At 72.3% G+C, this 24,407-nt stretch carries 18 protein-coding genes; 12 read left to right on the forward strand and 6 right to left on the reverse strand.

All coding sequences use genetic code 11. The features are described from left to right. Nucleotides 1-59: 59 nt before the first annotated feature. Entirely contained in the window at nt 60-1,241 is a 1,182-nt protein-coding gene (locus tag ACZ6A9_RS25985; RefSeq protein ID WP_468989681.1) for an ROK family protein, read from the reverse strand. Between the two features lie 350 nt (nt 1,242-1,591). Between ACZ6A9_RS25985 and ACZ6A9_RS25990 the strand changes: the two genes are divergently transcribed. After that, nucleotides 1,592-3,277: a serine/threonine-protein kinase gene (locus tag ACZ6A9_RS25990; protein ID WP_468989683.1), complete on the forward strand. Its 1,686-nt coding sequence runs from the start codon at nt 1,592-1,594 to the stop codon at nt 3,275-3,277. Next, entirely contained in the window at nt 3,274-3,918 is a 645-nt protein-coding gene (locus ACZ6A9_RS25995) for a hypothetical protein (protein ID WP_468989686.1), read from the forward strand. The genes ACZ6A9_RS25990 and ACZ6A9_RS25995 overlap by 4 nt, the downstream gene beginning before the upstream one ends. A 52-nt stretch (nt 3,919-3,970) precedes the next feature. On the opposite strand, the gene ACZ6A9_RS26000 is transcribed toward ACZ6A9_RS25995, so the two are convergent. Further along, nucleotides 3,971-4,918: a beta-ketoacyl-ACP synthase III gene (locus ACZ6A9_RS26000; RefSeq protein WP_468989688.1), complete on the reverse strand. Its 948-nt coding sequence runs from the start codon at nt 4,916-4,918 to the stop codon at nt 3,971-3,973. Between the two features lie 246 nt (nt 4,919-5,164). Here ACZ6A9_RS26000 and fdhD point away from each other — a divergent pair, with 246 nt between their 5' ends. Together fdhD and ACZ6A9_RS26010 are read left to right on the forward strand one after the other, a co-directional pair. Beyond that, entirely contained in the window at nt 5,165-6,049 is an 885-nt protein-coding gene (fdhD, locus tag ACZ6A9_RS26005; RefSeq protein WP_468989691.1) for a formate dehydrogenase accessory sulfurtransferase FdhD, read from the forward strand. Nucleotides 6,050-6,145: 96 nt separating this feature from the next. Continuing rightward, the gene (locus ACZ6A9_RS26010; RefSeq protein ID WP_468989692.1) at nt 6,146-7,378 is read left to right on the forward strand and encodes a DUF4185 domain-containing protein; all 1,233 of its coding nucleotides are present in this window, start codon (nt 6,146-6,148) and stop codon (nt 7,376-7,378) included. Here ACZ6A9_RS26010 and ACZ6A9_RS26015 read toward each other — a convergent pair. Further along, on the reverse strand, nt 7,314-8,363 hold the full coding sequence (locus ACZ6A9_RS26015; protein WP_468989694.1) for a bile acid:sodium symporter family protein: 1,050 nt from the start codon (nt 8,361-8,363) through the stop codon (nt 7,314-7,316). The genes ACZ6A9_RS26010 and ACZ6A9_RS26015 overlap by 65 nt on opposite strands. Nucleotides 8,364-8,497: 134 nt before the next feature. Here ACZ6A9_RS26015 and ACZ6A9_RS26020 point away from each other — a divergent pair, with 134 nt between their 5' ends. From ACZ6A9_RS26020 to ACZ6A9_RS26030, 3 genes are all read left to right on the forward strand, one after another. Further along, nucleotides 8,498-9,370: a LysR substrate-binding domain-containing protein gene (locus tag ACZ6A9_RS26020; protein ID WP_468989696.1), complete on the forward strand. Its 873-nt coding sequence runs from the start codon at nt 8,498-8,500 to the stop codon at nt 9,368-9,370. 306 nt (nt 9,371-9,676) lie between these two features. After that, entirely contained in the window at nt 9,677-11,503 is a 1,827-nt protein-coding gene (locus ACZ6A9_RS26025) for an AMP-dependent synthetase/ligase (protein WP_468989698.1), read from the forward strand. Between the two features lie 136 nt (nt 11,504-11,639). Continuing rightward, complete coding sequence (locus ACZ6A9_RS26030; RefSeq protein WP_468989982.1) at nt 11,640-12,431, forward strand: aldo/keto reductase; 792 nt, start codon at nt 11,640-11,642, stop codon at nt 12,429-12,431. A 55-nt stretch (nt 12,432-12,486) separates the two neighbouring features. Here the strand turns inward: ACZ6A9_RS26030 and ACZ6A9_RS26035 are convergent, their stop codons facing one another. The 3 genes from ACZ6A9_RS26035 to ACZ6A9_RS26045 all read right to left on the reverse strand — a co-directional run bounded on the left by ACZ6A9_RS26035 (nt 12,487) and on the right by ACZ6A9_RS26045 (nt 16,050). Continuing rightward, nucleotides 12,487-13,191, reverse strand: a complete 705-nt coding sequence (locus ACZ6A9_RS26035; RefSeq protein ID WP_468989702.1) for an SDR family oxidoreductase — start codon at nt 13,189-13,191, stop codon at nt 12,487-12,489. Between the two features lie 67 nt (nt 13,192-13,258). Then, nucleotides 13,259-14,161, reverse strand: coding sequence for a class I SAM-dependent methyltransferase (locus ACZ6A9_RS26040; protein WP_468989706.1), 903 nt, complete (start codon nt 14,159-14,161; stop codon nt 13,259-13,261). Nucleotides 14,162-14,325: 164 nt separating this feature from the next. Beyond that, nucleotides 14,326-16,050: a glycoside hydrolase family 6 protein gene (locus tag ACZ6A9_RS26045; protein WP_468989709.1), complete on the reverse strand. Its 1,725-nt coding sequence runs from the start codon at nt 16,048-16,050 to the stop codon at nt 14,326-14,328. A gap of 494 nt (nt 16,051-16,544) precedes the next feature. Between ACZ6A9_RS26045 and ACZ6A9_RS26050 the strand changes: the two genes are divergently transcribed. The 5 genes from ACZ6A9_RS26050 to ACZ6A9_RS26070 all read left to right on the forward strand — a co-directional run bounded on the left by ACZ6A9_RS26050 (nt 16,545) and on the right by ACZ6A9_RS26070 (nt 24,363). Continuing rightward, nucleotides 16,545-19,460 (forward strand): glycoside hydrolase family 48 protein, encoded by a 2,916-nt coding sequence (locus ACZ6A9_RS26050; RefSeq protein ID WP_468989712.1) that lies wholly within the window; start codon nt 16,545-16,547, stop codon nt 19,458-19,460. 178 nt (nt 19,461-19,638) lie between these two features. Beyond that, nucleotides 19,639-22,290: a cellulose binding domain-containing protein gene (locus tag ACZ6A9_RS26055; protein WP_468989714.1), complete on the forward strand. Its 2,652-nt coding sequence runs from the start codon at nt 19,639-19,641 to the stop codon at nt 22,288-22,290. A 58-nt stretch (nt 22,291-22,348) separates the two neighbouring features. Beyond that, the gene (locus tag ACZ6A9_RS26060) at nt 22,349-22,921 is read left to right on the forward strand and encodes a chloramphenicol phosphotransferase CPT family protein (RefSeq protein WP_468989717.1); all 573 of its coding nucleotides are present in this window, start codon (nt 22,349-22,351) and stop codon (nt 22,919-22,921) included. Then, a complete protein-coding gene (locus ACZ6A9_RS26065; RefSeq protein ID WP_468989718.1) occupies nt 22,918-23,631 on the forward strand; it encodes a Type 1 glutamine amidotransferase-like domain-containing protein in 714 nt (237 codons plus the stop codon). The genes ACZ6A9_RS26060 and ACZ6A9_RS26065 overlap by 4 nt, the downstream gene beginning before the upstream one ends. A gap of 99 nt (nt 23,632-23,730) precedes the next feature. After that, the gene (locus tag ACZ6A9_RS26070) at nt 23,731-24,363 is read left to right on the forward strand and encodes a hypothetical protein (protein ID WP_468989720.1); all 633 of its coding nucleotides are present in this window, start codon (nt 23,731-23,733) and stop codon (nt 24,361-24,363) included. The last annotated feature ends 44 nt before the right edge of the window (nt 24,364-24,407 follow it).

The following is a 24,407-nucleotide window of genomic DNA, read 5'->3' on the forward strand; positions in this document are numbered from 1 at the left end:
GGTGACGTAGGGCGGTGCTGTTCCGTGCGGTCGAGCAGGGTGGCGAAGGGCGGTGCTGCTTACGCGGGTGAGAACAGATGGTCGCTGATCAGCCGGGCTCCGCCGATGACTCCGGCAGTGGGACCCAGCTCCCCCAGGACGATGGGCAGGTTGTTGGTGGCCAGCGGCAGCGACCCGCGGTAGACCTGGGTGCGGATCGCGGCGAGCAGGGTGTGGCCGAGGCCGGTCACCCCGCCGCCGATCACCACCAGGCCGGGATTGAAGAAGCTGACCAGGCCGGCGATGACCTGGCCGGTTCGGTTGCCGCCCTCACGGATCAGGTCGAGGGCGGTGGCGTCACCGGCCGCCGCGGCGGCGGCGACGTCGAGGGCGCTGAGCGTGCCGTTGGCCTCCAGCCGGCCGGCGAGTTCCGCGGAGCGCTGCTGCTGGGCGGCCTCCATGGCGTCCCGGGCGAGGGCCGCGCCGGAGAAGTGCGCCTCCAGACAGCCCCGGTTGCCGCAGGCGCACGGACGGCCGTCGGGCACGGCCTGGATGTGCCCGATGTCGCCCGCGCTGCCCGTGGCGCCGCGGTGCACCTCCCCGCCGACGACGATGCCGCAGCCGATACCGGTGCCGATCTTGACGCAGAGGAAGTCCCCGACGGTGCGGGCGACACCGGCGTGCTGCTCCCCCATGGCCATCAGGTTCACGTCGTTGTCGACCATGACCGGGCAGCCGAGGTCCTGGCTGAGTGCCTCCCGCACGGGGAAGCCGTCCCAGCCCGGCATGATCGGCGGAGCCACCGGGATGCCCTCGGGGAAGCGGACCGGGCCCGGGACGCCGATGCCGGCGCCGTCGAACCCCTCCGCGAACCCGGAGGCCTTCAACTTCGCTGCCATGGACAGCACTTGCTCGAAGACCGCGACCGGCCCCTCGCGTACGTCCATGGGCTGGTTGATGTGCCCGAGGATCTCCAGTTCGGCGTTGGTGACGGCGACGTCGACCGAGGTCGCGCCGATGTCGACGCCGAGGAACCGCAGGTGCGGGTTGAGACGGATGTTGTGGGAGCGCCGGCCGCCGCGCGAGGCGGCGAGTCCGTCGGCCACGACGAGTTCCGTCTCCAGCAGCCGGTCCACCTCCACGGCCAGTTTCGACCGCGAGAGGTCGACCTGGTCGCCCAGCTGGGCACGGGAGTTGGGGCCGCCGTCACGCAGCAGCCGCAGCAGCCGTGCCTGATGGGCGTTCGCGGGTCGCGCCGTCATGCGTCTCACGAGCCCCTCCCCGCCTCGTCGGCCTGTGCGTGCCGGGTTCCGGCCACGGTGTGTGGCGTTCCTTCGGAGGGGAAAGTAGCAGCGCCTGCCGGAGGTGGGAAGAAGTCGCGCAGGAATTGCCCCCTACTTTTTCCACTCACAGGACAAAGACGCGTCCGCGGCCGGTCGGCACGGGCCGTCCCGGTGCAGGACCGACGGCCGGTGTCCGGAGCCGCCGGTGGGCGAAGGCAGGCGCTTTCCGCAACCGCGGTGGCGGGAAGTGTGTCTGTCATCGCGAGGGCCGTACGCCCCGGAGTGCCGTGCCGCTCCGGGGCACGGAGACCGGCCCCGGGGGGGTGTCGATGAGTGCGTGGACGGTGCCGGGATACGCCGAGTCGCTGGAGCTCGGGGCCGGGGCGAGCGGGCGTGTGGTGCTGGCGGTGCACGAGGTGACCGGTGTGCCGGTCGCGGTCAAGTACCTCAGCGAGACGCTGCACACGCGCCCCGGTTTCGTGCACGGGTTCCGCGCCGAGGCACGGCTGCTCGGCGGGCTGGACAGTCCGCACGTCGCGGGCCTGTACGAGTACGTGGAGAGCCCGGACGGCGCCGCCATCGTGATGGAGCTGGTGGACGGCGTGTCGCTGCGGGCCCTGCTGGCCCGGCGGGGCCCGCTGGATCCCGAGGCCGCGCTGCTCATCCTGAGGGGGTCGCTGCTGGGCCTGGCCGACGCGCACCGTCTCGGGGTGGTGCACCGCGACTACAAGCCGGAGAACGTCCTGGTCACGCCGGACGGCGTGTCGAAGCTCGTGGACTTCGGGATCGCGGTCGGCACCCGTGCGCGCGCCGGGGTGGCGGGCACCCCCTCCTACATGGCGCCCGAGCAGTGGCGCGGCGAGCCCGCCTCCCCGGCCACCGACGTGTACGCGGCCACGGCGACCTTCTTCGAGTGCCTCACCGGCCGCAGGCCCTACGCGGGCGACAACATCGCCGAGCTGGCACTGCGGCACGTCGACGCACCGGTCCCGGCGGACGAGGTGCCCGAGGCGGTGCGCTCCCTGGTCCGCCGTGGCCTGGCCAAGGAGGCGTCCGGGCGGCCGGCCGACGCCGAGGCGTTCGTCGCCGAACTGGAGGCCGCCGCCGGCACGGCGTACGGGCCCGGCTGGGAGGAGCGGGGCCGCCGCCGGCTGGCCGCGCTGGTGGCGCTGCTCCCACTGCTGCTGCCGTCGGCCCGTACGGAGGGACGGCCGGCGACCGACACCGCGCACACCGTGCTGCGCCGGCCGCCGGGGCGGGGCCGGGCGCAGGCGTGGAAGCCGACGGGGCCGGGGATGCTCGCCGCCGCGGCCGCCGTGCTCCTGGCCCTCCTGCTGGCGTACGCCGCGCCACCGGACACCGGCGGGAGGGGGGAGCGGGCCGCCGAGGCGCTGGCCACCACCAGCGCCGTGCCCGACGCGGCATCGGGTCCGCCCCCGCCGTCGCCGCCCACTCCCGCGGGGTCGCCCGCCGCGCCGGCGACCGCGAGCCCCGGCGGACCGTCGCCCGGCGCCACCGGTACGGCCCCGGCCCCCGGGACGAGCCCGGCCACCCCGGACACGGGTCCGGGGGCGGGACCCGACCCGGGCACGGAGCCGGGCACCGATCCCGGCGCGGGCACACCCGCCGCCCCGACGCCCGCGACCGGCACCCCGGCCGCGTCCCCCACCACCACCGTCCCGCCCGCGCCCGCGGTCGAGGACGTCACCGTGTCGGAGTTCCGGCAGACGGGCCCCGACGCCGCCACGGTCACGGTCACCGTCGTCACGGACGGCCCCGGGCCGGTGTCGATCGGCCTCCGCTGGTCCACGGCCGACACCCCGGGCGGTCCGGGGAGCCCGGACGGCGCCGGTCAGGTCTTCGAACGCGGCGGCGCCACCCAGTACACGCTGACCGCCGAACACGTCTTCCACAACCGTGCCTGCTCCTGGACGGTGGTGGCGACGACCACACCGGCGTCCGCCGACGGGGGCGCCTCCCGGCACCTGCTCACCAGGCGGTGCGAGCTGCGATGAGGCCGGCGAACGAGCCCGCTCCCCCACCCGGCGACGACTACAGCGCCACCGTGCTGGGGAGCCACTGGATCCAGCGGCCCGAACAGGACACCCCGGTGACGGCGACCGTACGGGACACCGGTGTCCGGCCGGACCGGATCGAGGGTGCGGTGCTGCGTTTCGGCCCTGGTGTGCCGGGCGCGCTCGCGCACCGGTCCACCCGGCCGCCGCCCCCCGCGCCGCTGCCGCCGCGCCGTACCGGTGCCCGCCGGTACGCGCTGCCGGCCGTCGTGCTGCTCGCCGTCCTGGCCCTGCTGGCCTGGCAGCGGCTCGGCCCGTCGCTGGCGGTGCGGGACGCGGCGGTCACGGCGCCGTCCGCGGCGGTGGGCTGCGGCGGCACCGCGGACCTCGTCGGCACGGTCACCACCAACGGCCGCCCTGGCACCCTGACCTACCGCTGGACCCGCAGCGACGGCACGTCGTCCGGTGTCCTGCGCGAGGAGGTGGCGCCGGGGCAGAGGCAGACGCGGCTGCACCTGCTGTGGACCTTCGAGGGCGCGGGCCGCTACGAGGCACGGGCGCAGCTGCGGATCCTGTCCCCCGCCGTCCGTACCGCCACGACCGGCCTGACCTACGACTGCCCGGCCGGTCAGCGGCCCTGAGCCGGCCCGGACGGCGGACGGCCCGTCAGCGGCAGCCGGCCCGGACGGCCGGTCAGGGGCAGCGCACGACCTGTCCCGCGTACGACAGGTTCCCGCCGAAGCCGAAGAGCAGTACGGGGTCGCCGGTCGACACGGCGCCCCGTTCGACGAGCTTGGAGAAGGCCAGCGGGATGCTCGCGGCCGAGGTGTTGCCGGACTCGGTGACATCGCGGGCCACGACGGCGTTGACGGCGCCGAGCCGGCGGGCGAGGGGTTCGATGATCCGCAGGTTGGCCTGGTGCAGCACCACCCCGGCGAGGTCCTCCGGGGCCAGGCCCGCCTTCTCGCAGGCCTGGCGGGCGACGACCGGCAGTCGGGTGGCGGCCCAGCGGTAGACGCTCTGTCCCTCCTGGGCGAACCGCGGCGGCGTCCCCTCGATCCGCACCGCGTTGCCCATCTCTGGTACCGAGCCCCACAGCACCGGGCCGATTCCCGCCCGTTCCTGCGGGGAGCATGCCTCCACCACGGCGGCGCCCGCCCCGTCGCCGACGAGGACGCAGGTGGAGCGGTCGGTCCAGTCGGCCACCTCGGACATCTTGTCGGCGCCGACGACCAGCACCCGGCTCGCGCCACCGGCCCGCACGGCGTGGTCTGCGGTGGCGAGGGCGTGGGTGAACCCGGCGCACACGACGTTGATGTCCATGACGGCGGGCCGGGGCATGCCGAGGCGGGCGGCGACCCGGGCGGCCATGTTGGGCGAGCGGTCGATCGCGGTGGACGTGGCGACCAGGACCAGGTCGATCTCGGCGGGTGTGCGGCCGGCCGCCGCCAGGGCCTTGGCGGCGGCGTGCGCGGCCAGTTCGTCGACGGGTTCGTCGGGGCCGGCGATGTGACGGGTCCGGATGCCCACCCGGCTGCTGATCCACGCGTCGCTGGTGTCGACCATGCCCGCGAGGTCCTCGTTGGTGAGGACCCGGGCGGGCTGGTAGTGGCCGAGGCCGGCGATGCGTGAGCCGATCATGGGCGGATCCCCCTCGTTTTTGGCTGCAGGATGCACCAGTCTGATCAGTGACTCACCGGTACGACGGCAGGTGAAGCGACAGGAAACACCCACCAGGCTTGTCGGCTTCCGTCAGCCCCCGCCGGGCCGGGACAGGGGAACGGATTGCCGGGGACACGGGTCGGACCCCACCGGTACAGCGGCCCCACGCCCCCTGTACGGGGCCGTGAGATCGTGGAGGCCGGGACCGAGCGGAACTGGTGGGACATGGGACGAGTCACGGAACGACGCAAGGTGCTCCGCATCCGGGACGGAGCCGTCTCCAGTCGCCCCGACACGCTCGTCGCCGAGGAACCCCTGGAGATCAGGCTGAACGGCAGGCCCCTCGCCGTCACCATGCGCACCCCGGGCGACGACTTCGCGCTGGCGGCCGGCTTCCTGGTGAGCGAGGGGGTGCTGGCCGCCGCGGACGACCTGCGGAACATCGTCTACTGCGCCGGGGCCACCGCCGGGGACACCTCCCGCTCGAGCGGACCCGGGAGCGCGGGAGGGTCGAACACCTACAACGTGGTCGACGTGCGGACCGCCGCCCATGTGGCGGTCCCGGACATCACGCTGCAACGCAACGTCTACACCACGTCCTCCTGCGGCCTGTGCGGCAAGGCCAGCCTCGACGCGGTGCGCACGACGGCCCGCCATCCCATCGCCGACACTCCCCCGCTGCGCGTGGAGCCGGAACTGCTGGCCGCTCTCCCCGACCGGCTGCGCGCCTCGCAGCGGGTCTTCGACCGCACCGGCGGCCTGCACGCCGCGGCCCTCTTCGACGAGCAGGGCGGCCTCCTCGACGTCCGCGAGGACGTGGGCCGGCACAACGCGGTCGACAAAGTGGTCGGCCATGCCCTGCAGAGCGGCGGGCTGCCGCTGTCCCGGTCGATCCTGATGGTCTCCGGGCGGGCCTCCTTCGAGCTGGCGCAGAAGGCGGTCATGGCCGGCATCCCGGTGCTCGCGGCCGTCTCGGCACCGTCCTCGCTGGCCGTGGACCTGGCGGCGGAGACGGGGCTGACACTGGTGGGCTTCCTTCGCGGCCGTTCCATGAACGTGTACGCGGGTGAGGACCGCATCACCCTGAGGGCCGAGGCCGCCCGGGACTGACCCGCCGCGCGGAGCACCCCCGCCCCGCCGCGGCGCCCCGCCCCCGTACCGGGCCCCATGGACCCCGCCCGCGACGATCCACTAACGTCACCGGGCGTGTCCGACGACGCAGCACGAGCACGGCAGCGGACGGGGACCGGGATCGCGCTGGCGCTGACCCTGGTCCTCGGCGCCGTCCTGCTCACCGGCCTCCCCGGCGACGACGGCGGACAGGACACCGGCGACTGCCGGCCCCGCACGGTCGCCTCCTGGACCGCCGAGCCCGCCCTCACCTCCGAGTTCGTCCGCTACGGCGACGACGCCGGCCGCACCGACGACTGGACCGGCGGCGACGGCACCCACTCGGTGCGGCTGCCCGACGGCCGGCTGCTGTGGCTGTTCTCCGACACGTTCCTGGGCCGGGTGCACCGCCCGCCGAACCCGGCCGGCGAGTCGTACGCCTGGCGGGACGCCACCGCCCCGATGGTGCGCAACTCGGCCGTGCTCATGCGCGACGGCCGGCTCGAGGGCACCCTGCCCGCTCCGCTCTTCCCCGACCCGGCCCCGGGCCAGTGGCGCTGGCCCGTCGCCGCCCGGGTCGAGGCGCGCTCCCCCGGCTCCGCCGAGCAGGTCGTGAAGGTCCTGCTGTGGGTGCGCCGCGACGGACAGCACCCGTGGATCTACGGTGTCCCCACCGCCACCGAGGTCGCCACGCTCTCCCTGCCCGACCTGCGGCTGGAGTCGGTCGTCACGGTGCTCGACCAGCAGCAGGTCGCCGATCCGTCCCGGCGGGTGCTGTTCGGGACCACCCTCGTCGAGGAGGACGGCTGGAGTTACGTGTTCGGCGGTGACGACGGCCGCCCCGCCTCCCGTCCGGCCTCGCACGCGTACGTGGCGCGCGTCCCGGAGGGCGGACTCGGTGACCCGGCCGCCTGGGAGTTCTGGGACGGCTCACAGTGGCAGACCCGCGCCCGTCCGGATCCGGTGCTCGGCGACGGGCGGCGCACCGGGGTGGGCAGCGCGTTCTCGGTGCTCCGGGACGGGGGGACGTACGTCCTGTTCACGATGGCCGCGGGCGCGGCGGGGCTGACCACGGTGGCGTCGTACTGGGCCTGCGCCCCGACCGGGCCGTGGCACGGGCCGGCGCACGAGTTCACCCCCGAACTGCCCGGGAACGGGACGGCCGCCTACAACCCGCAGACGCACCCGGAGCTGAGCGGGGACGGACGGCTGGTGCTGAGCTACGACGTGAACTGGCTGGAGATGTCCTCGGCCGCCGCCATGCTCAGCCGGAACGTGTCCCTGTACCGGCCCCGGTTCTTGACGGTCCGCCTCGGTCCGCGGCACTGACCCCGCCGGCCTCCTCGGCGGGGTCGTGCGAGCGTCGTCCGGCGATGACCGCGCACACCATCAGCTGCATCTGGTGGAACAGCATCAGCGGCAGCACGGCGAGCGCGGCCTGCGCCCCGAACAGCACGCTCGCCATGGGCAGCCCGGCGGCGAGCGACTTCTTCGAGCCGGCGAACTGGATGGCGATCCGGTCCGCCCGGCCGAACCGCAGCGCCTTGGCCCCGTACCAGGTCAGCAGCAGCATCGCGGCGAGCAGGACGGCCTCGACGGCGAGCAGGGCGCCGAGCCGGGCGGGGCTCACCCGGTTCCAGATCCCCTGCACCATGCCCGCGCTGAACGCGGTGTAGACGACCAGCAGGATCGAGCCGCGGTCGACCAGGCCCAGCACGGTGCGGTGGCGGGCGACGAACCCGCCGATCCAGCGGCGCAGCAGCTGCCCGGCGACGAACGGCACCAGCAGCTGGAGCACGATCCTCAGCACCGAATCCCCGGAGAACCCGCCCCCGTCGCCGCCCAGCAGCACCGCCGCGAGCAGCGGGGTGAGGACGATGCCGGCCAGCGAGGAGAAGGAGCCGGCGCAGATCGCGGCGGGCACGTTGCCGCGGGCGATGGAGGTGAAGGCGATCGAGGACTGGATGGTCGACGGGACCAGGGTGAGGAAGAGCAGGCCCTGGTACAGCGGGTCGGTCAGGAGCACCGGGACGAGTCCGCGGGCGGCGAGACCCAGCACCGGGAAGACGACGAAGGTGCAGGCCAGCACGGTGACGTGGAGCCGCCAGTGCTTCAGCCCGTCCAGCGCCTCACGGGTGGAGAGGCGGGCACCGTAGAGGAAGAAGAGCAGTGCGACGGCGGCGGTCGAGGCACCGGAGGCGACGTCCGCGCCCGTCCCCCGGGCGGGCAGCAGCGCGGCGAGCCCCACCGTGGCGAGGAGGAGCAGGATGTACGGGTCGACCGGTATCCAACTCGGCCAGTGCGGGCGTTTCACGGTGCTCCACTTGCTTGTGCTCCCTGCCGGAATCGTGCCGTCCCATCCTGCTCCCCCCGCCCGTGATCGGAAATCCGGTACACCGCTCTCACTGTCATCACGTTCCGCGATGAGCGCGGCTAGGCTGAGGTGTCATGTACGACCCGACGCAGCTGCGGACGTTCCTGTCGGTGGCGCAGACGCTGAGCTTCACGCAGGCGGCGCGGCGGCTCGGACTGCGCCAGTCGACGGTGAGCCAGCACGTGCGGCGGCTGGAGGCGGCGACCGGACGGCAGCTGTTCAGCCGGGACACCCACTCGGTGGAGCTGACCGAGGACGGTGAGGCCATGCTGGGTTTCGCCCGGCGCATCCTGGACGTGCACGAGCAGGCGACGCAGTTCTTCACCGGGACGCGGTTGCGGGGGCGGCTGCGGTTCGGCGCGTCGGAGGACTTCGTCCTGACCCGGCTGCCGGAGATCCTCGGGCGGTTCCGGCACGAGCACCCGGAGGTCGACCTGGAGCTGACGGTCGAGCTGTCGGGCATCCTGCACGAGCAGCTCGCCGCGGGCGGACTGGACCTGGTGCTCGCCAAGCGGCGGCCGGAGGATCCCCGGGGCGAGCTGGTCTGGCACGACGAGCTGGTGTGGATCGGTACGCCGGGACTGCGCCTGGACCCGGGCCGTCCGGTGCCGCTGATCGTCTACCCGCCGCCGGGCATCACCCGGGCCCTGGCCCTGCGGGCGCTGGAGCGGGAGGGCCGTCAGTGGCGGATCGTCTGCACCAGCGGCAGCCTCAACGGTCTGCTCGCGGCGGCCCGCGCCGGGCTGGGCGTGATGGTGCACTCGCGAGGGCTGATCCCGCCGGGGCTGGAGCGGATGCCGGAGCGTGCGGGGCTGCCGCAGCCGGGCGAGGTGGACTTCGTGGTGGTGCACGGCCGGCACCGGCCCGCCGCGCGGGGCGCCGCCGACGCGCTGGCGGCGGCCGTCCTGGCGGGCGGCGACCGGCTGCACCGCGGCGGACGGCGGTGACGGGGGTGACGGTCCGGCCGGTGCGCGCGCTGGAAGGAGTGGGGCTTCCGCGCCGTCCCAAGGGCCGGTCATGGGGTCGTACAGATTCGGTGGAGATAGCTCCACCGAAACTTACTCCACGGTCAGGTTTCTGTCCGGCCCTTCCCCTTGTGCGCGCATTTTCCTCCCCCTGACCAGCGCGGACGGGAGCCGCGCCGGGTTTCCGGCCCCCTCCCGCCCTCCGTGCCCTTGGGGTAGCTTTCACGGCGCCCGGCGGGACGACGACGTCCCGCGGCAGTCCGGGCGCCGACGAGCGGGGAGCGGGGTTTGCGCGAATTCACCAACCCTCCGTTGGCCTTGGAACCTCCGGCGGGCGGTCTGGCCGACGTGGTCTTCCGGTACGCCGAGGAGGACCCCTCACGGGTGGCGCTCGGCCGCAAGGACGACACCGGCCGCTGGCGGGACGTGTCCGCCGCCGAGTTCCGCGACGAGGTGCTCGCCCTCGCCAAGGGCCTGCTCGCGGGCGGCATCCGGTTCGGCGACCGGGTCGCGATCATGTCCCGCACCCGGTACGAGTGGACGCTGTTCGACTTCGCGCTGTGGACCGTCGGCGCGCAGGTGGTGCCCGTCTATCCCACGTCGTCGGCCGAGCAGTGCTACTGGATGCTGCACGACGCCGAGGTGACGGCCGCGATCGTGGAGCACGAGGACCACGCGATGACCATCGCCACCGTCATCGACCGGCTGCCCCGGATGCGCCGGCTGTGGCAGCTGGACGCCGGCGCGGTGCAGGAGCTGTACGACGCGGGCGCCCACCTCGATGACGAGGTGGTGCACCGGCACCGTCAGGCGGTCACGCCCGACTCGGTGGCGACGGTCATCTACACCTCGGGCACCACCGGCCGCCCCAAGGGCTGTGTGCTCACGCACGGCAACTTCATGTACGAGACGGACACCGTCATCGCACGCTGGGAGCCGGTGTTCCACTCCCGCAGGGGCGACGAGGCGTCGACGCTGCTGTTCCTGCCGCTCGCGCACGTCTTCGGGCGGATGGTGCAGGTCGCGGCGATCCGCGGGAAGGTGCGGTTCGGTCACCAGCCGCAGCTGCACGCGGCGGCCCTGCTGCCCGATCTGGCCGCCTTCCGCCCGACGTTCTTCCTGGCGGTGCCCTACATCTTCGAGAAGGTGTTCAACGCGGCGCGGCGCAAGGCGGAACGCGAGGGCCGCGCGGGGCCCTTCGAGAAGGCCGTCGACGTGGCCATCAGGTACGCGGACGCCATGGAGGCGAAGACCTGGGGCACCGGGCCCGGCCCGTCGGCGTCGCTGCGGATGCAGCACCAGCTCTTCGACAAGCTCGTCTACACCAAGATGCGCGCGGCGATGGGCGGCAGGATCCGGCACGCCATGTCGGGCGGTTCGGCGATGGACCGCCGGCTCGGACTGTTCTTCGCCGGGGCCGGCGTGCACATCTACGAGGGGTACGGTCTCACCGAGTCGACGGCGGCGGCGGTCGCCAATCCGCCCGAGCGCACCCGTTTCGGCACGGTCGGCCTGCCCGTGCCCGGCGTCACCGTGCACCTCGCGGACGACGGCGAGATCTGGCTGCACGGCGACAACGTCTTCCAGGGCTACCTGAACAACGCCAAAGCCACCGCCGAGACCCTGCACGACGGCTGGCTGGCCACCGGTGACCTCGGATCCCTGGACGAGGACGGCTACCTGACCATCACCGGGCGCAAGAAGGAGATCCTGGTGACCTCGGGCGGCAAGAGCGTCTCCCCGGTGGTGCTGGAGGAGCGGGTCCGGGACCATCCGCTGGTCAGCCAGTGCATCGTGGTCGGCAACGACCGCCCGTACGTCGCCGCCCTGGTCACCCTCGACCAGGAGGCCGTGGAGCACTGGCTGGCGATGCGCGGCAAGGCGCCGATGCCGCCGGCCGAGCTGGTGCGCGACGCGGACCTGGAGACGGAGGTGCGGCGCGCGGTGGTCACGGCCAACACCCTGGTCTCGCAGACCGAGTCGATCCGCACCTTCCGCATCCTGGCGCAGCCGTTCAGCGAGGAGCACGGACTGCTCACACCGTCGCTGAAACTGAAGCGCAGGGCGATCGAGAAGGCGTACGGGGAGGAGGTCGAGGCGCTCTACCGTGCGTGATGTCTCCGGTCAGGAATGCGCCACGGGCCGTGATCGTTGACGATGGGGGTAACAGGTGTGACAGCCGACCCCAACCGAAGGATCGAGAGAGCTCGTGAGCAAGGTCCCCCCGATCATCCTGAACAACGGCGTCGAGATGCCCCAGCTGGGGTTCGGCGTCTGGCAGGTGCCGGACGCGGAGGCCGAGACGGCCGTGGCGACGGCGCTGGAGGAGGGCTACCGCAGCATCGACACCGCCGCGGCCTACGGCAACGAGGAGGGCACCGGCCGGGCGATCGCGCGCTCGGGCGTCCCGCGCGAGGACCTGTTCGTCACCACCAAGCTCTGGAACAGCGACCAGGGGTACGACTCCACCCTGCGGGCCTTCGATACGTCCCTGTCGAAGCTCGGCCTCGACTACGTGGACCTGTACCTCATCCACTGGCCTACGCCCGCCCGGGGACGTTACGTCGACACGTACAAGGCGTTCGAGAAGCTGCACGCCGACGGCCGGGTCCGCGCCATCGGCGTGTCCAACTTCCTGCCGGAGCACCTGGCCCACCTGATCGCCGAGACGTCCGTCGTCCCGGCGGTCAACCAGATCGAACTGCACCCCCACCTCCAGCAGCACGCCGCGCGTGAGTACCACGCCGAGCAGGGCGTCGCCACCGAGGCGTGGTCGCCGCTCGGGTCCGGCAAGGGCATCCTGGAGATCCCGGCGATCGTGGCGATCGCCCGGAAGCACGGCCGCACACCGGCCCAGGTGGTGCTGCGCTGGCACCTCCAGCTGGGCAACGTCGTCATCCCCAAGTCGGTGACGCCGTCGCGGATCGCGGAGAACATCGACGTCTTCGGCTTCAGCCTGGACGACGAGGACCTCGCCGCGATCAGCGCCCTCAACGAGGACCGGCGGCTGGGCCCCGACCCGGCGGAGTTCAACGCCGGCTGAAGGCACGGCACGGCACGGGGCCGGCCTCCCCGCGTCGGGGAGGCCGGCCCCGTGTCTAGTTGGGCTGCCCGACGGGCCGTACGACGACGGTGTTGACGTCGACTCCGGCCGGCTGGGACAGGGCCCACACGATCGAGTCGGCGATCTGACCGGCGGTCAGCAGGTGACCGGGCGGGAGGCTGCCGTAGGCGTCCCAGAAGGGGGTCTCCACCCGGCCGGGCGCGATCAGGGTGACGCCGACGCCCCACTCGGTGACCTGGCGCCGGGTGTTCTCGGCGAGCCCGGTCACCGCGTACTTGGTCGCCCCGTACAGATTGCCCGGCGTCGGCACGAACCCGGCGACGCTGCCGACCAGGACGATGCGTCCGCGGGTCTCCTTCAGGGCGTCGACGGCGGCCCTGATCAGCAGCGCGGGACCGAGGACGTTGGTCAGCACCATGTGGGTCCATCCGGCGGGATCTCCCTCGGCGACCGAGTCGTGGGTGGCGGAACCCGCGTTGGCGACGACGGTGTCCAGCCGGCCGAACTCCCTCAGCGCCACGCCGACCGCGGAGCGCACGTCGTCGTAGTCCGCCGCATCGCCCCGGACGGTCAACAGCCCCTCCGGCTCGCCCAGTTCCTTGGCGAAACCGCGCAGCCGCTCCTCCCCGCGCCCGGTGACGACCACCCGCTGTCCCTGGTCCAGCAGCCGCCGTGCGACGGCGGCGCCGATCCCGCTGCCACCCCCGGTGATGAGCGTGACCCGCGTGTCCTCGGTCATGGGAACCCCCTGTGTCTCGTTGCGTGCCGGGGAGTCCATCAGTTGAAGTGTTCTCCAAGTCAAGCCGTCACACGGGGCGCACCGCCGAATGGACCGTGTGGGCCGCGAGGACGAACACGTCCGGCCGGTGGTGCACGCTCGCGCGGTCGTCGGGGTCGAGGAGCCGGTCGAGGGTGGCGCGGTCGTCGGCGTCGAGGTCCTCGGCGAGGAGGTCGCGGGTGTGGGTGAGGGCGGCGGTCACATAGGCGCGGGCGCGGTCGGTGGCCGGGGCGGGCAGGTCGAGCAGGAAGGTGCGCGAGCGGGTGTGGCGCAGGCCGGCCGAGACCAGCAGCGCGGGCCAGTCCTCGACGGCGGGCACCGAGCCCGGCAGTTCGGCGCGCATACGGCTGAACCGGTCCTGTTCCGCCGCGTCGATGCGCGCCTGGAGTCCGGGCCGGCCGAACCCGATGTCGCGGGGCAGGAAACGGGCGGGCAGTCCGCCCTCCATCACCGCGAGCGTGCCGCCCGGGGCGAGCCGCGCGGCGCAGGCGGCCAGCGCGGCCCGCTGGTCGCCCAGGTGGTGGACGCTGCGGCTGGCCCACAGCAGGTCGGCGGGATAGTCCAGTTCGCCGAGCACGTCGGGGAGTTCACCGGCGACGGTGCCGAACCGGTCGGCGACGCCCTCGCGTTCCGCCCGGGCGCGGGCGCGCTCCAGCAGCGGTTCGGAGCCGTCGACGGCCACCACCCGCGCGCCGGGGAAGGTGTCCGCGAACAGGCACGCGATGACGCCGGGACCGCTGCCGGCGTCCACGATCAGTCCCGGTTCGGTCACCTCCTTCGCCAGCCAGCTCAGGGCGTGTTCGTACAGCGGGGTGAAGAGTTCCGCCTGCGTCTCGAGCAGGTGGGCCATCTCGGCCCAGTCGATGTCGCCGTCGTCGTGTCCGTGTCCGTGTCCGTGTCCGTGCCGGTCGTCGTCGTGGTGGTGCGCCATGGGGTCAGCCTCTCCGCTCGGATGCCGCCAGCGTGCGACGACGCACCGGATGCGGGCAAACGATGTTGCCGCTTCCGCAAAGACGGCCCGGGGTGAGGACGTGCGGCGGTCCGCCGGGTCCGGGCACCGTGAGGCCCGGACCCGGCGGACCGGGGGTCAGCCCGTCACGACAGCGGCGGGTAGGCGTTCTTCATCAGCTCCTGGAACTGGGCGGAGAACCAGTGCCCGGAGATCGGGGCGTCGGGCAGGGCGCCCGACATGTTGTTGTCGTTGCGCGGGTTGCCGGTGTACGTCGGGTCGCACATCCGGTCGAAGCCCTTGCCCTCGTCGTTGTCGATGGCCTTGCTCGCCCCGTCGGACTCGCCCGGGGGCTTCATCCACACATAGGCGTCGATCCCGGGCTCGGGGGAAGCCTTGGGCCGCTCACCGAGACCGGCACCCGACTGGTTGCACCAGTTGCCCGTGTTGAACCGGCGGTCGTAGCGTCCGCCGTCGACGTAGGTGTCCACGCTGGTGGTGGCGCCGGGTCCGGTGGGCCGGTTCGCCCCGCCCCAGCCGTTGCGGGAGGTGTCGATCAGCATGCCGATCTTCGAGTCGAAGCCGAGCGAGACCAGCTTCTCGCGCAGGGCCTGGGCGTACGACAGCTCGTCGACGTACCGGTTCCAGCTGACCCACTTCGACTCGCGCACCGACTTGCCCGCCACGGAGTCGCCGATGGAGAAGTGGTCCTCCTTCAGCGCACTGTAGTTGGCCGTGTTGGCGATGAAGCCGTGCACGTCGGCGACGGTGGCGCCCTCGGCGGTGGCGGCCTGCTTGAACGTCTCGGCGGAGGCGCCGAAGTTGTCGTCCCAGCCCAGCCAGCCGTGGTGGCCGGCGTCCACGTAGTTGTAGACGTTGGGCACGTCGCCGAGCTTGTTCAGGGCGTAGCCGACGCCCTTCACGTAGTTGCCGTTGGCCTTCATGACGTCGCAGTTCTCCACAGCGGTCGGCCGCGGACTGACGTTGGTGACCAGGTTGGGCAGGGAGTCGATCTCGACCGTGGTGACGATGCGCAGGTCGGCGTACTTCGGGTCGGAGAGGATCTCCGCGATCGGGTCGATGTACTCGGTCTTGTACCGGTCGATCTCCGTCGGCCCGAGTTCGCCGTTGGAGGCGAGGGCGGCGCAGTCGCGGCCGGGCAGGTTGTAGATGACGACCTGGAAGACCAGTTCGCCGGAGCCCTTCTGCTCCAGCGCCGCGTCGAGGTGTTCGCGCAGTCCCATCTTGCCGCCGGCGCCGGTGATGGCCGCGATGCGGTCCAACCAGACACCGGTCGGCTCGTCGGCGATGCGGTCGCCGCCCGGTTCGGCGGCGGCGTTCGCGGACCACTCCGGGTTCACGTACACCTTGGCACCGTCGTAGGGGTTGTCGACCCGCTCGCCGTCGCCGGGCGGCGGATCGGTCGGGTCCGGCGGATCGGTCGGGCCGCCGGAGTCGACGTTGCAGGTCACCCCGTCGAGGGTGAAGGTGGCCGGGACCGCGTTGCTGCCGCTGTAGGTGCCCTGGAAGCCGAAGGTGGCCGAACCCCCGGTGGCGAGGGCGCCGTTGTAGGACTCGTTGGCGGCGGTGACGTTCGCGCCGGACTGGGTGACCTTGGCGTTCCAGCCGCTGGTGACCTTCTGGTTGCCGGCGTAGGACCACTTGACCGACCACGACGACTTCGCGGCGCCGTTGTTGGTGACCTTCACGGACGCGGTGAAGCCGGTGTCCCACTGGTTCTGCACCGTGTAGTCCACGGTGCAGGGGACGGCGGCCGCGCCGACGTCGCCGGGGACGGCTGCCATCGCCGTCCCGGCGGCGCCTGCGACCAGCGCCGTGGCGGCGAGGAGCGCGGTTCTGGTGCGACTCATGGTGCGGGTTTCCTATCCGTAGGGGGCTGTCCTTCGGGGCGCGCGCGGACGATCACGCGGCCTGGTGCCTTACGGGGTGGGACATGCCGTCCGGACCGGTCGGGTACGGGCCCGTGGTGCCGGCCGGAAGTTCCGGGCAGCACTCGACGGCGCATGGATCCCACGGGAGAGAGCGGCCCCGCGTCAGGTGCTCCACAGGTGCACGGGGGTGGCTCGAAGTACTGAACGCGGGGGGTGGCGCATGAGCGACTCCTTGCAGCTCGGACGCGTCGTGGCGGACGCGTCGACTGATGGAACCGCTCCCACTGGTGCTCATGAAGCTAGCGCCAAGTGACGGTGAAGAACAGGGGGACCACAGACTTTCGCGCAACTCGAATCGTCGAATCTTTTCGATTCTCCACAAGGCTTGACCGCTCACCACCCCGTCCTCACTATGGGAGCGCTCCCACTGGTTCAAGGCTTGACAATGACCGAGTCGCAGGAGGAACCAGCACATGCATCCCCCACCCAGGAGACGCGGCGGCGTCCGGCGGTTGTTGACGGCCGCGGCGGCGGCTCTGGCGCTGCCGCTGACGATGCTCTCGACCGGCTCCACTCCCGCACAGGCGGCCGCTGTCCAGTGCAGCGTCGACTACAAGGCGAACGACTGGGGCTCCGGCTTCACCGCGGAGCTGACCCTCACCAACCGCGGGACCGAGGCCATCGACGGCTGGACCCTGACGTACGGCTACACGGGCAACCAGCGGCTGGTGAACGGCTGGAGCGGCACCTGGTCGCAGTCCGGCTCCACCGTGACCGTGAAGGACGCCGGGTACAACGGCCGGATCGCCGCCGGCGCCGCCGTCACGACCGGCGGCCAGTTCACCTACAGCGGCAGCAACGCCGCCCCCACGTCCTTCGCGGTCAACGGCACCACCTGCGCCGGTGCCCATCAGCCGCCGATCACCGTGCTGACCAGCCCGTCGGCCGGCGCGGTCTACACGCAGGGCGAGACGGTCCCGCTCGCGGCCACCGCCGCGGCGGCCGACCAGGCGACCATCACCAAGGTGGAGTTCTACGACGACACCGAGCTGCTGGGCACCGACACCAGCGCCCCGTTCACCCTTTCGGCCGCTGGCTTGACCGTGGGCAGTCATTCGTTGGTGGCGAAGGCGTACGACAGCATGGGCGCCTCCGCGAGTTCGACCCCGGTCGGCATCACGGTCGCCTCCGGTCCCGCCGTGGTCGCCACACCGTCGCAACTCGGCGTCCAGCAGGGCGAGTCGGGTACGTACGAGGTGAAGCTGTCCAAGCAGCCGAGTGCGAACACGACGGTCACGACGACCCGGGCCGGTGGCAACGCGGGTCTGTCGGTCTCCTCCGGCGCCTCGCTCACCTTCACCCCGTCCAACTGGAACACCGCGCAGCGGGTGACGATCGCCGCCGACGACTCCGGCAGCGGCTCGGCCGTGTTCGAGTCCGCGGCGCCCGGCCACGCCAAGGCGGCGGTCACGGTGACGCAGCTGGGCGCGGCGAAGACGTACGACGCGCGCTTCCTGGAGCTGTACGGGAAGATCACCGACCCGGCCAACGGCTACTTCTCCCCCGAGGGCATCCCGTACCACTCGGTGGAGACGCTGATCGTCGAGGCACCCGACCACGGTCACGAGACCACCTCGGAGGCGTACAGCTACCTGCTGTGGCTGCAGGCGATGTACGGCAAGGTCACCGGTGACTGGTCCAAGTTCAACGGGGCCTGGGACATCATGGAGAAGTTCATGATCCCGACCCGCGCCGACCAGCCGACGAACTCGTTCTACAACGCCTCCAAGCCGGCCACGTACGCGCCCGAGCACGACACCCCGGACGAGTACCCCTCGCAGCTCGACGCGGGCGTCTCCGTCGGCCCCGACCCGATCGCGGCCGAGCTGAAGTCCGCCTACGGCACGGACGACGTCTACGGCATGCACTGGATCCAGGACGTCGACAACGTGTACGGCTACGGCAACTCGCCCGGCAAGTGCGAGGCCGGCCCGGCGGACACCGGACCGTCGTACATCAACACCTTCCAGCGCGGCCCGCAGGAGTCGGTGTGGGAGACCGTCCCGCAGCCCACCTGCGACGCCTTCAAGTACGGCGGGAAGAACGGTTACCTGGACCTGTTCACCAAGGACGCCTCCTACGCCAAGCAGTGGAAGTTCACCAACGCCCCGGACGCCGACGCGCGGGCCGTGCAGGCCGCCTACTGGGCGGATCTGTGGGCCAAGGACCAGGGCAAGGGCGCCCAGGTCTCCGCGACCGTCGCCAAGGCCGCGAAGATGGGTGACTACCTGCGCTACGCCATGTACGACAAGTACTTCAAGAAGGTCGGCAACTGCACCATCCCGTCCTGCCCGGCCGGCACCGGCAAGGACGCCTCGCACTACCTGCTGTCCTGGTACTACGCCTGGGGCGGCGCGACCGACACCTCGGCGGGCTGGGCCTGGCGCATCGGCTCCAGCCACGCGCACGGCGGCTACCAGAACCCCCTCGCCGCGTACGCGCTGAGCAACTACGCGCCGCTGAAGCCGAAGTCGGCCACGGGCGCGGACGACTGGGCCAAGTCGATGCAGCGGCAACTGGAGTTCTACCGCTGGCTGCAGTCCGACGAGGGCGGCATCGCGGGCGGCGCGACCAACAGCTGGGCGGGCCGGTACACCACCCCGCCGGCCGGCACGCCGACCTTCTACGGCATGCACTACGACGAGAAGCCGGTCTACCACGACCCGCCGTCCAACCAGTGGTTCGGCTTCCAGGCGTGGTCCATGGAGCGGGTCGCCGAGCTGTACCAGCAGACCGGCAACGCGCTCGCCAAGTCCGTCCTCGACAAGTGGGTGGACTGGGCGCTGTCCGAGACCACCATCAACCCCGACGGCTCCTTCCTGATGCCGTCGACGCTGCGCTGGTCCGGCAAGCCCGACACCTGGAACGCGTCGTCGCCCGGCGCCAACAGCGCGCTGCACGTCGACGTCGTCGACTACACCAACGACGTCGGTGTCGCCGCGGCGTACGCCAAGACGCTGACGTACTACGCCGACCGCTCCGGGGACACGGAGGCGGCCACCACGGCGAAGGCGCTCCTGGACGGCATGTGGGAGAACAACCAGACCGCGCTCGGCATCGCCGTCCCGGAGACCCGCGCCGACTACAACCGCTTCGACGACCCGATCCACGTCCCGAGCGGCTGGACCGGCACCATGCCCAACGGCGACACGATCGACTCGTCGTCGACCTTCGCCTCGATCCGGTCCTTCTACCAGGACGACCCGGCGTGGTCGAAGATCGAGTCCTACCTCGCGGGCGGCGCCGCGCCCACCTTCACGTACCACCGGTTCTGGGCCCAGGCCGACATCGCCCTGGCCATGGGCTCGTACGCGGAGCTTCTCGAATAGCCCCCGCCGACGCTCCGCGTACCGGCCCCGGTACCTGACACCGGGGCCATCCACCGGCCCCGGCACCTGACGCCGTGGGCCGTCCCACCGGCCGGGCGGCCCTCCCACGCACGGAGGGCCGCCCGGTCCTCGCACGCTCCCTCCACCCTCCCCTCCCCCCATGAGGAAGGAACGCACCGTGCGAAGAACCCGCATCCTCACGACCGTGCTCGCGCTGGCGGCCGGTCTGCTCGCCGGCGGCCCGCCCGCCCTGGCCGCCGGCGTCCCCGAGCCGGCCACCCCGCTCGCCGCCGACACCTACACCTGGAAGAACGCGCGCGTCGACGGCGGCGGCTTCGTGCCCGGCATCGTCTTCAACCGCAGCGAGAAGGACCTGGCGTACGCCCGCACCGACATCGGCGGCGCCTACCGCTGGCAGGAGTCCACGAGGACCTGGACCCCGCTGCTGGACTCGGTCGGCTGGGACGACTGGGGCCACACGGGCGTGGCGAGCATCGCCTCCGACACCGCCGACCCCGACCGGGTGTACGCGGCGGTCGGCACGTACACCAACGACTGGGACCCGGGCAACGGCGCGGTGCTGCGCTCCACCGACCGGGGCGCGAGCTGGAAGAAGGCGGACCTGCCGTTCAAGCTGGGCGGGAACATGCCGGGGCGCGGCATGGGCGAACGCCTGGCGGTCGACCCGAACCGCAACAGCGTGCTCTACCTGGGCGCGCCCAGTGGCCACGGGCTGTGGCGGTCGACCGACGCGGGCGCCACCTGGTCGAAGGTGACGGCCTTCCCCAACCCCGGGAACTACGCGCAGGATCCGGGCGACACCTCCGGGTACGCCTCCGACAACCAAGGGGTCGTCTGGGTGACCTTCGACGAGTCGACGGGCAGCGCGGGCGCGGCGACGAAGACGGTCTACGTCGGTGTCGCCGACAAGGAGAACGCGGTCTACCGGACGACGGACGCGGGCGCGACCTGGCAGCGGGTCGCCGGACAGCCGACCGGACACCTGGCGCACAAGGGTGTCCTGGACGCCGAGAACGGCCACCTGTACCTCGCCTACAGCGACACCGGCGGACCCTACGACGGGGGCAAGGGACGGCTGTACCGGTACGCCACGGCGACCGGCACCTGGACGGACATCAGCCCGGTGGCGGAGGCCGACACGTACTACGGCTTCAGCGGCCTGACAGTGGACCGGCAGAACCCGGGCACGGTGATGGCGACGGCGTACAGCTCCTGGTGGCCGGACACGCAGATCTTCCGCTCCACGGACAGCGGCGGCACCTGGACACAGGCGTGGAGCTACACGTCGTACCCGAACCGCGAGAACCGCTACACGATGGACGTCTCGTCGTCGCCCTGGCTCACCTGGGGCGCGAACCCGTCCCCGCCCGAACAGACGCCGAAACTCGGATGGATGACGGAGGCGCTGGAGATCGACCCGTTCGACTCCGACCGGATGATGTACGGGACGGGCGCGACGATCTACGGCACGGAGAACCTGACCAACTGGGACGACGACACGCCGTTCACCATCACCCCGATGGTGCGGGGCCTGGAGGAGACGGCCGTCAACGACCTGATCTCTCCCCCCTCGGGCGCCCCGCTGATCAGCGCGCTCGGTGACATCGGCGGCTTCCGCCACACGGACCTCACCACGGTGCCTGCGATGATGTTCACGCAGCCGAACTTCACGTCGACGACCAGTCTGGACTTCGCCGAGTCCGACCCGGGCATCGTGGTCCGGTCCGGCAACCTGGACTCCGGCCCGCACATCGCGTTCTCCACGGACAACGGTGCCAACTGGTTCGCGGGGACGGACCCCTCGGGTGTGAGCGGCGGCGGCACCGTCGCCGCGGCGGCCGACGGCAGCCGGTTCGTGTGGAGCCCGCAGGGCGCCGGCGTGCACCACGCGACCGGCTTCGGCACGTCCTGGTCCCCGTCGTCCGGCATCCCGTCCGGAGCGGTCGTCGAGTCCGACCGGGTGGACCCGAAGACGTTCTACGGTTTCAAGTCCGGGAAGTTCTACGTCAGTACGGACGGCGGCGCGACCTTCACCGCCTCGTCCGCGACGGGGCTCCCGGCCGGCGACAGCGTGCGCTTCAAGGCGCTCCCCGGGGCGAGGGGCGACATCTGGCTGGCGGGCGGGGCGAGCGACGGACCGTACGGCCTGTGGCACTCCACCGACTCGGGCGCGACCTTCACCAAGCTGCCGGGCGTCGACGAAGCCGACACCGTCGGCTTCGGCAAGGCGGCACCCGGCGCCTCGTACCAGACCCTCTTCACCAGCGCGGAGATCGACGGGGTGCGCGGCATCTTCCGTTCCACGGACCGGGGCGCCTCCTGGACCCGTGTCAACGACGACGCCCACCAGTGGGGCTGGACCGGCGCGGCGATCACCGGGGACCCGCGGGTCTACGGCCGCGTGTACGTCGCGACCAACGGCCGCGGCGTCGTCTACGGCGACACGTCGGACACGGCCCCCGGCCCGGACCCGGACCCGGACCCGACCGGCACGTGCGAGGTGACCTACCGGATCACCAACCAGTGGGCCGACGGCTTCCAGGCCGACGTCCGGCTGACCAACACCGGCCGGACCCCCTGGGACGGCTGGTCCCTCACCTGGTCCTTCGCGGACGGCCAGAGGATCGCCCAGCTCTGGAACGGGTCCCCCGCCCAGACCGGCGCCGCGGTGACGGTACGCAACACCGACTGGAACGGCACGGTGGCGGCGGGCTCGTCGGCGGCCTTCGGCTTCACGGCCACCAGATCGGCGACGAACACCGCGCCGACGGCCTTCGAGGTGGGTGACCGGGCCTGCACCGTGCGCTGAGGTCGCGCCGGTGGAGAATGGACCCTCCACTTCACCGGCGACAGCGAGGGAGCCCCGGGTGCCCGGCCGCATCATCTTCCTGAACGGCACGTCCAGTTCGGGCAAGTCCAGCATCGCGCGGGAGCTCCTGCGGGTGCTGGACGAGCCGTACTTCCACATGCCCGTGGACTCCTTCCACGCCATGCGCTCACGCCGGGAGATCCCCGCGGACGACCTCCCCGACGTGCTGCACCGCACGTGGCGGGGTTTCCACCGGGCCGTCGCCGGCATGGCGGCGGCGGGCAACAACGTGGTCGTCGACCACGTACTGAGTGAGGAATGGCGCCTGCGGGACTGTCTGGAGCTCTTCCCCCCGCGGGACGTCGTGCTGGTGGGAGTGCGCTGCTCACTGGAGGAGCTGCGGCGGCGCGAGCAGGCGCGCGGCGACCGCCCGGCCGGCCTCGCGGCCCGGCAGTTCGTCCAGGTGCACTCCCACGGCGTGTACGACATCGAGTGCGACACCACCACCGACGGCGCGGCGGACTGCGCCGAGCACATCCGTGCCTTCCTCCCCCGACAGCCCTCCCCCACCGCGTTCGAGCGGCTCCGGAGCGGACTGCGCCCGGACGGCGGGCCGGCGGGTGCCCGATGACGGACCCGGCACGCCGCATCGTCCTCCTGGGCGGGGGCTTCTCCACCGACGACGACGGGCTGCTGGACGACTGGATGCTCACTCACGCCCGGAGGCGCCGGCCCCGGGTGTGCTTCGTGCCCACGGCCAGTGGGGACGCCCCCGCCTACGCGGAGAAGTTCCTCGACGCGTTCGGTGCGCGTGACTGCGAGGCGTCGGTGCTGTCGCTGTTCCGCCGGGAGTTCGACGACGGGGCGCTGCGGGCATACCTGCTCTCCCAGGACGTCGTGTACGTCGGGGGCGGCAACACCGCGAACCTGCTGGCGGTGTGGCGCGTGCACGGTGTGGACCGGCTGCTGCGGGAGGCGTACGGGCGCGGGACCCTGCTCTGCGGGATCAGTGCCGGAGCCAACTGCTGGGCCGAGGGGTCGCACACCGACTCCTTCGGCCCGTTGACGCATCTGCCGGACGGACTGGGGCTGTTGCCCGGCTCGGTGTGTCCGCACTACGACGGTGAGCCGGGCCGCCGTGACTCCTACCGGGCGGCCGTGGCGGGCGGGGTGCTGCCCGCCGGGTGGGCCGTGGAGGACGGGGTGGGTGCCCTGTTCACGGACGGCCGGCTCGACGAGGCGGTGACGCGGGTCCCCGGCGCCCGCCTGTTCCGCGTCCAGGCGGGGCCGGGCGGTGAGCCCGCCGAGCGGGCCCGGGAGTGCAGGCGGCTCACGGTGTGACGACGCTGGGGTGATCTTGTGTCACGGCTCGGTGACAGCGCCCGACACCGCGCCTGCGGCCGGTCTACGGTGGTCCGACGTACAACCTTGGGGGGACTTATGCGCGTTCGCGCCACCGCGGCCACGGCTGCCCTGCTCCTGGCCGCGCTCACCGCGTGCGGCGGCGGAGACGACGGCGACACGGAGGCGAAGGGGAAGGCTTCCACGACCGCGCCGGCGGTCGACTGCATGGACGAGAACATCAGCCAGGCCGACTGGATGGCGCACTGCTCCGACGAGGGAGCCGAACCGGGCGGGGACAGCACCGGCCGGCAGGTCACCGGTCTGGAGTTCGGGGAGTCCTACACGTGGCCGGACGGCCTGAAGGTGACCGTGGCGGACGCGAAGGTGTTCACCGACCACGACGAGGACCTGCTGGAGTCGCCGGAGCCCGGCAGCATCGACTTCCGGGTGGGGCTGAAGCTGGAGAACGGTGGCAAGGAGCCCGTGGCTCTGGACGACCTGTCGCTCATCGTCGAGGGGGCCACGAACGGAGGTGAGGCCTCCTTCACCCTCTTCGAGAACGGGTCGCAGCCGCTCGAGGGCCGACTGGCGCCGGGCGTCTCGACGACGAAGAACCACGACAACAGCATCGAATCGAAGTACGGCAGGAAGATCGTGGTGACGGTGCAGCGGAACAGTGACGACTTCAGCCTCGGCTTCCCGGAGTTCAGCGGAACGATCACCGGTTGAGCGGACGGCGAAGCGCCCCGCCCCCTGCCGAAGCGGAGAAGCGG

The sequence above is a fragment of the Streptomyces sp. NPDC041124 genome, from assembly GCF_055592385.1.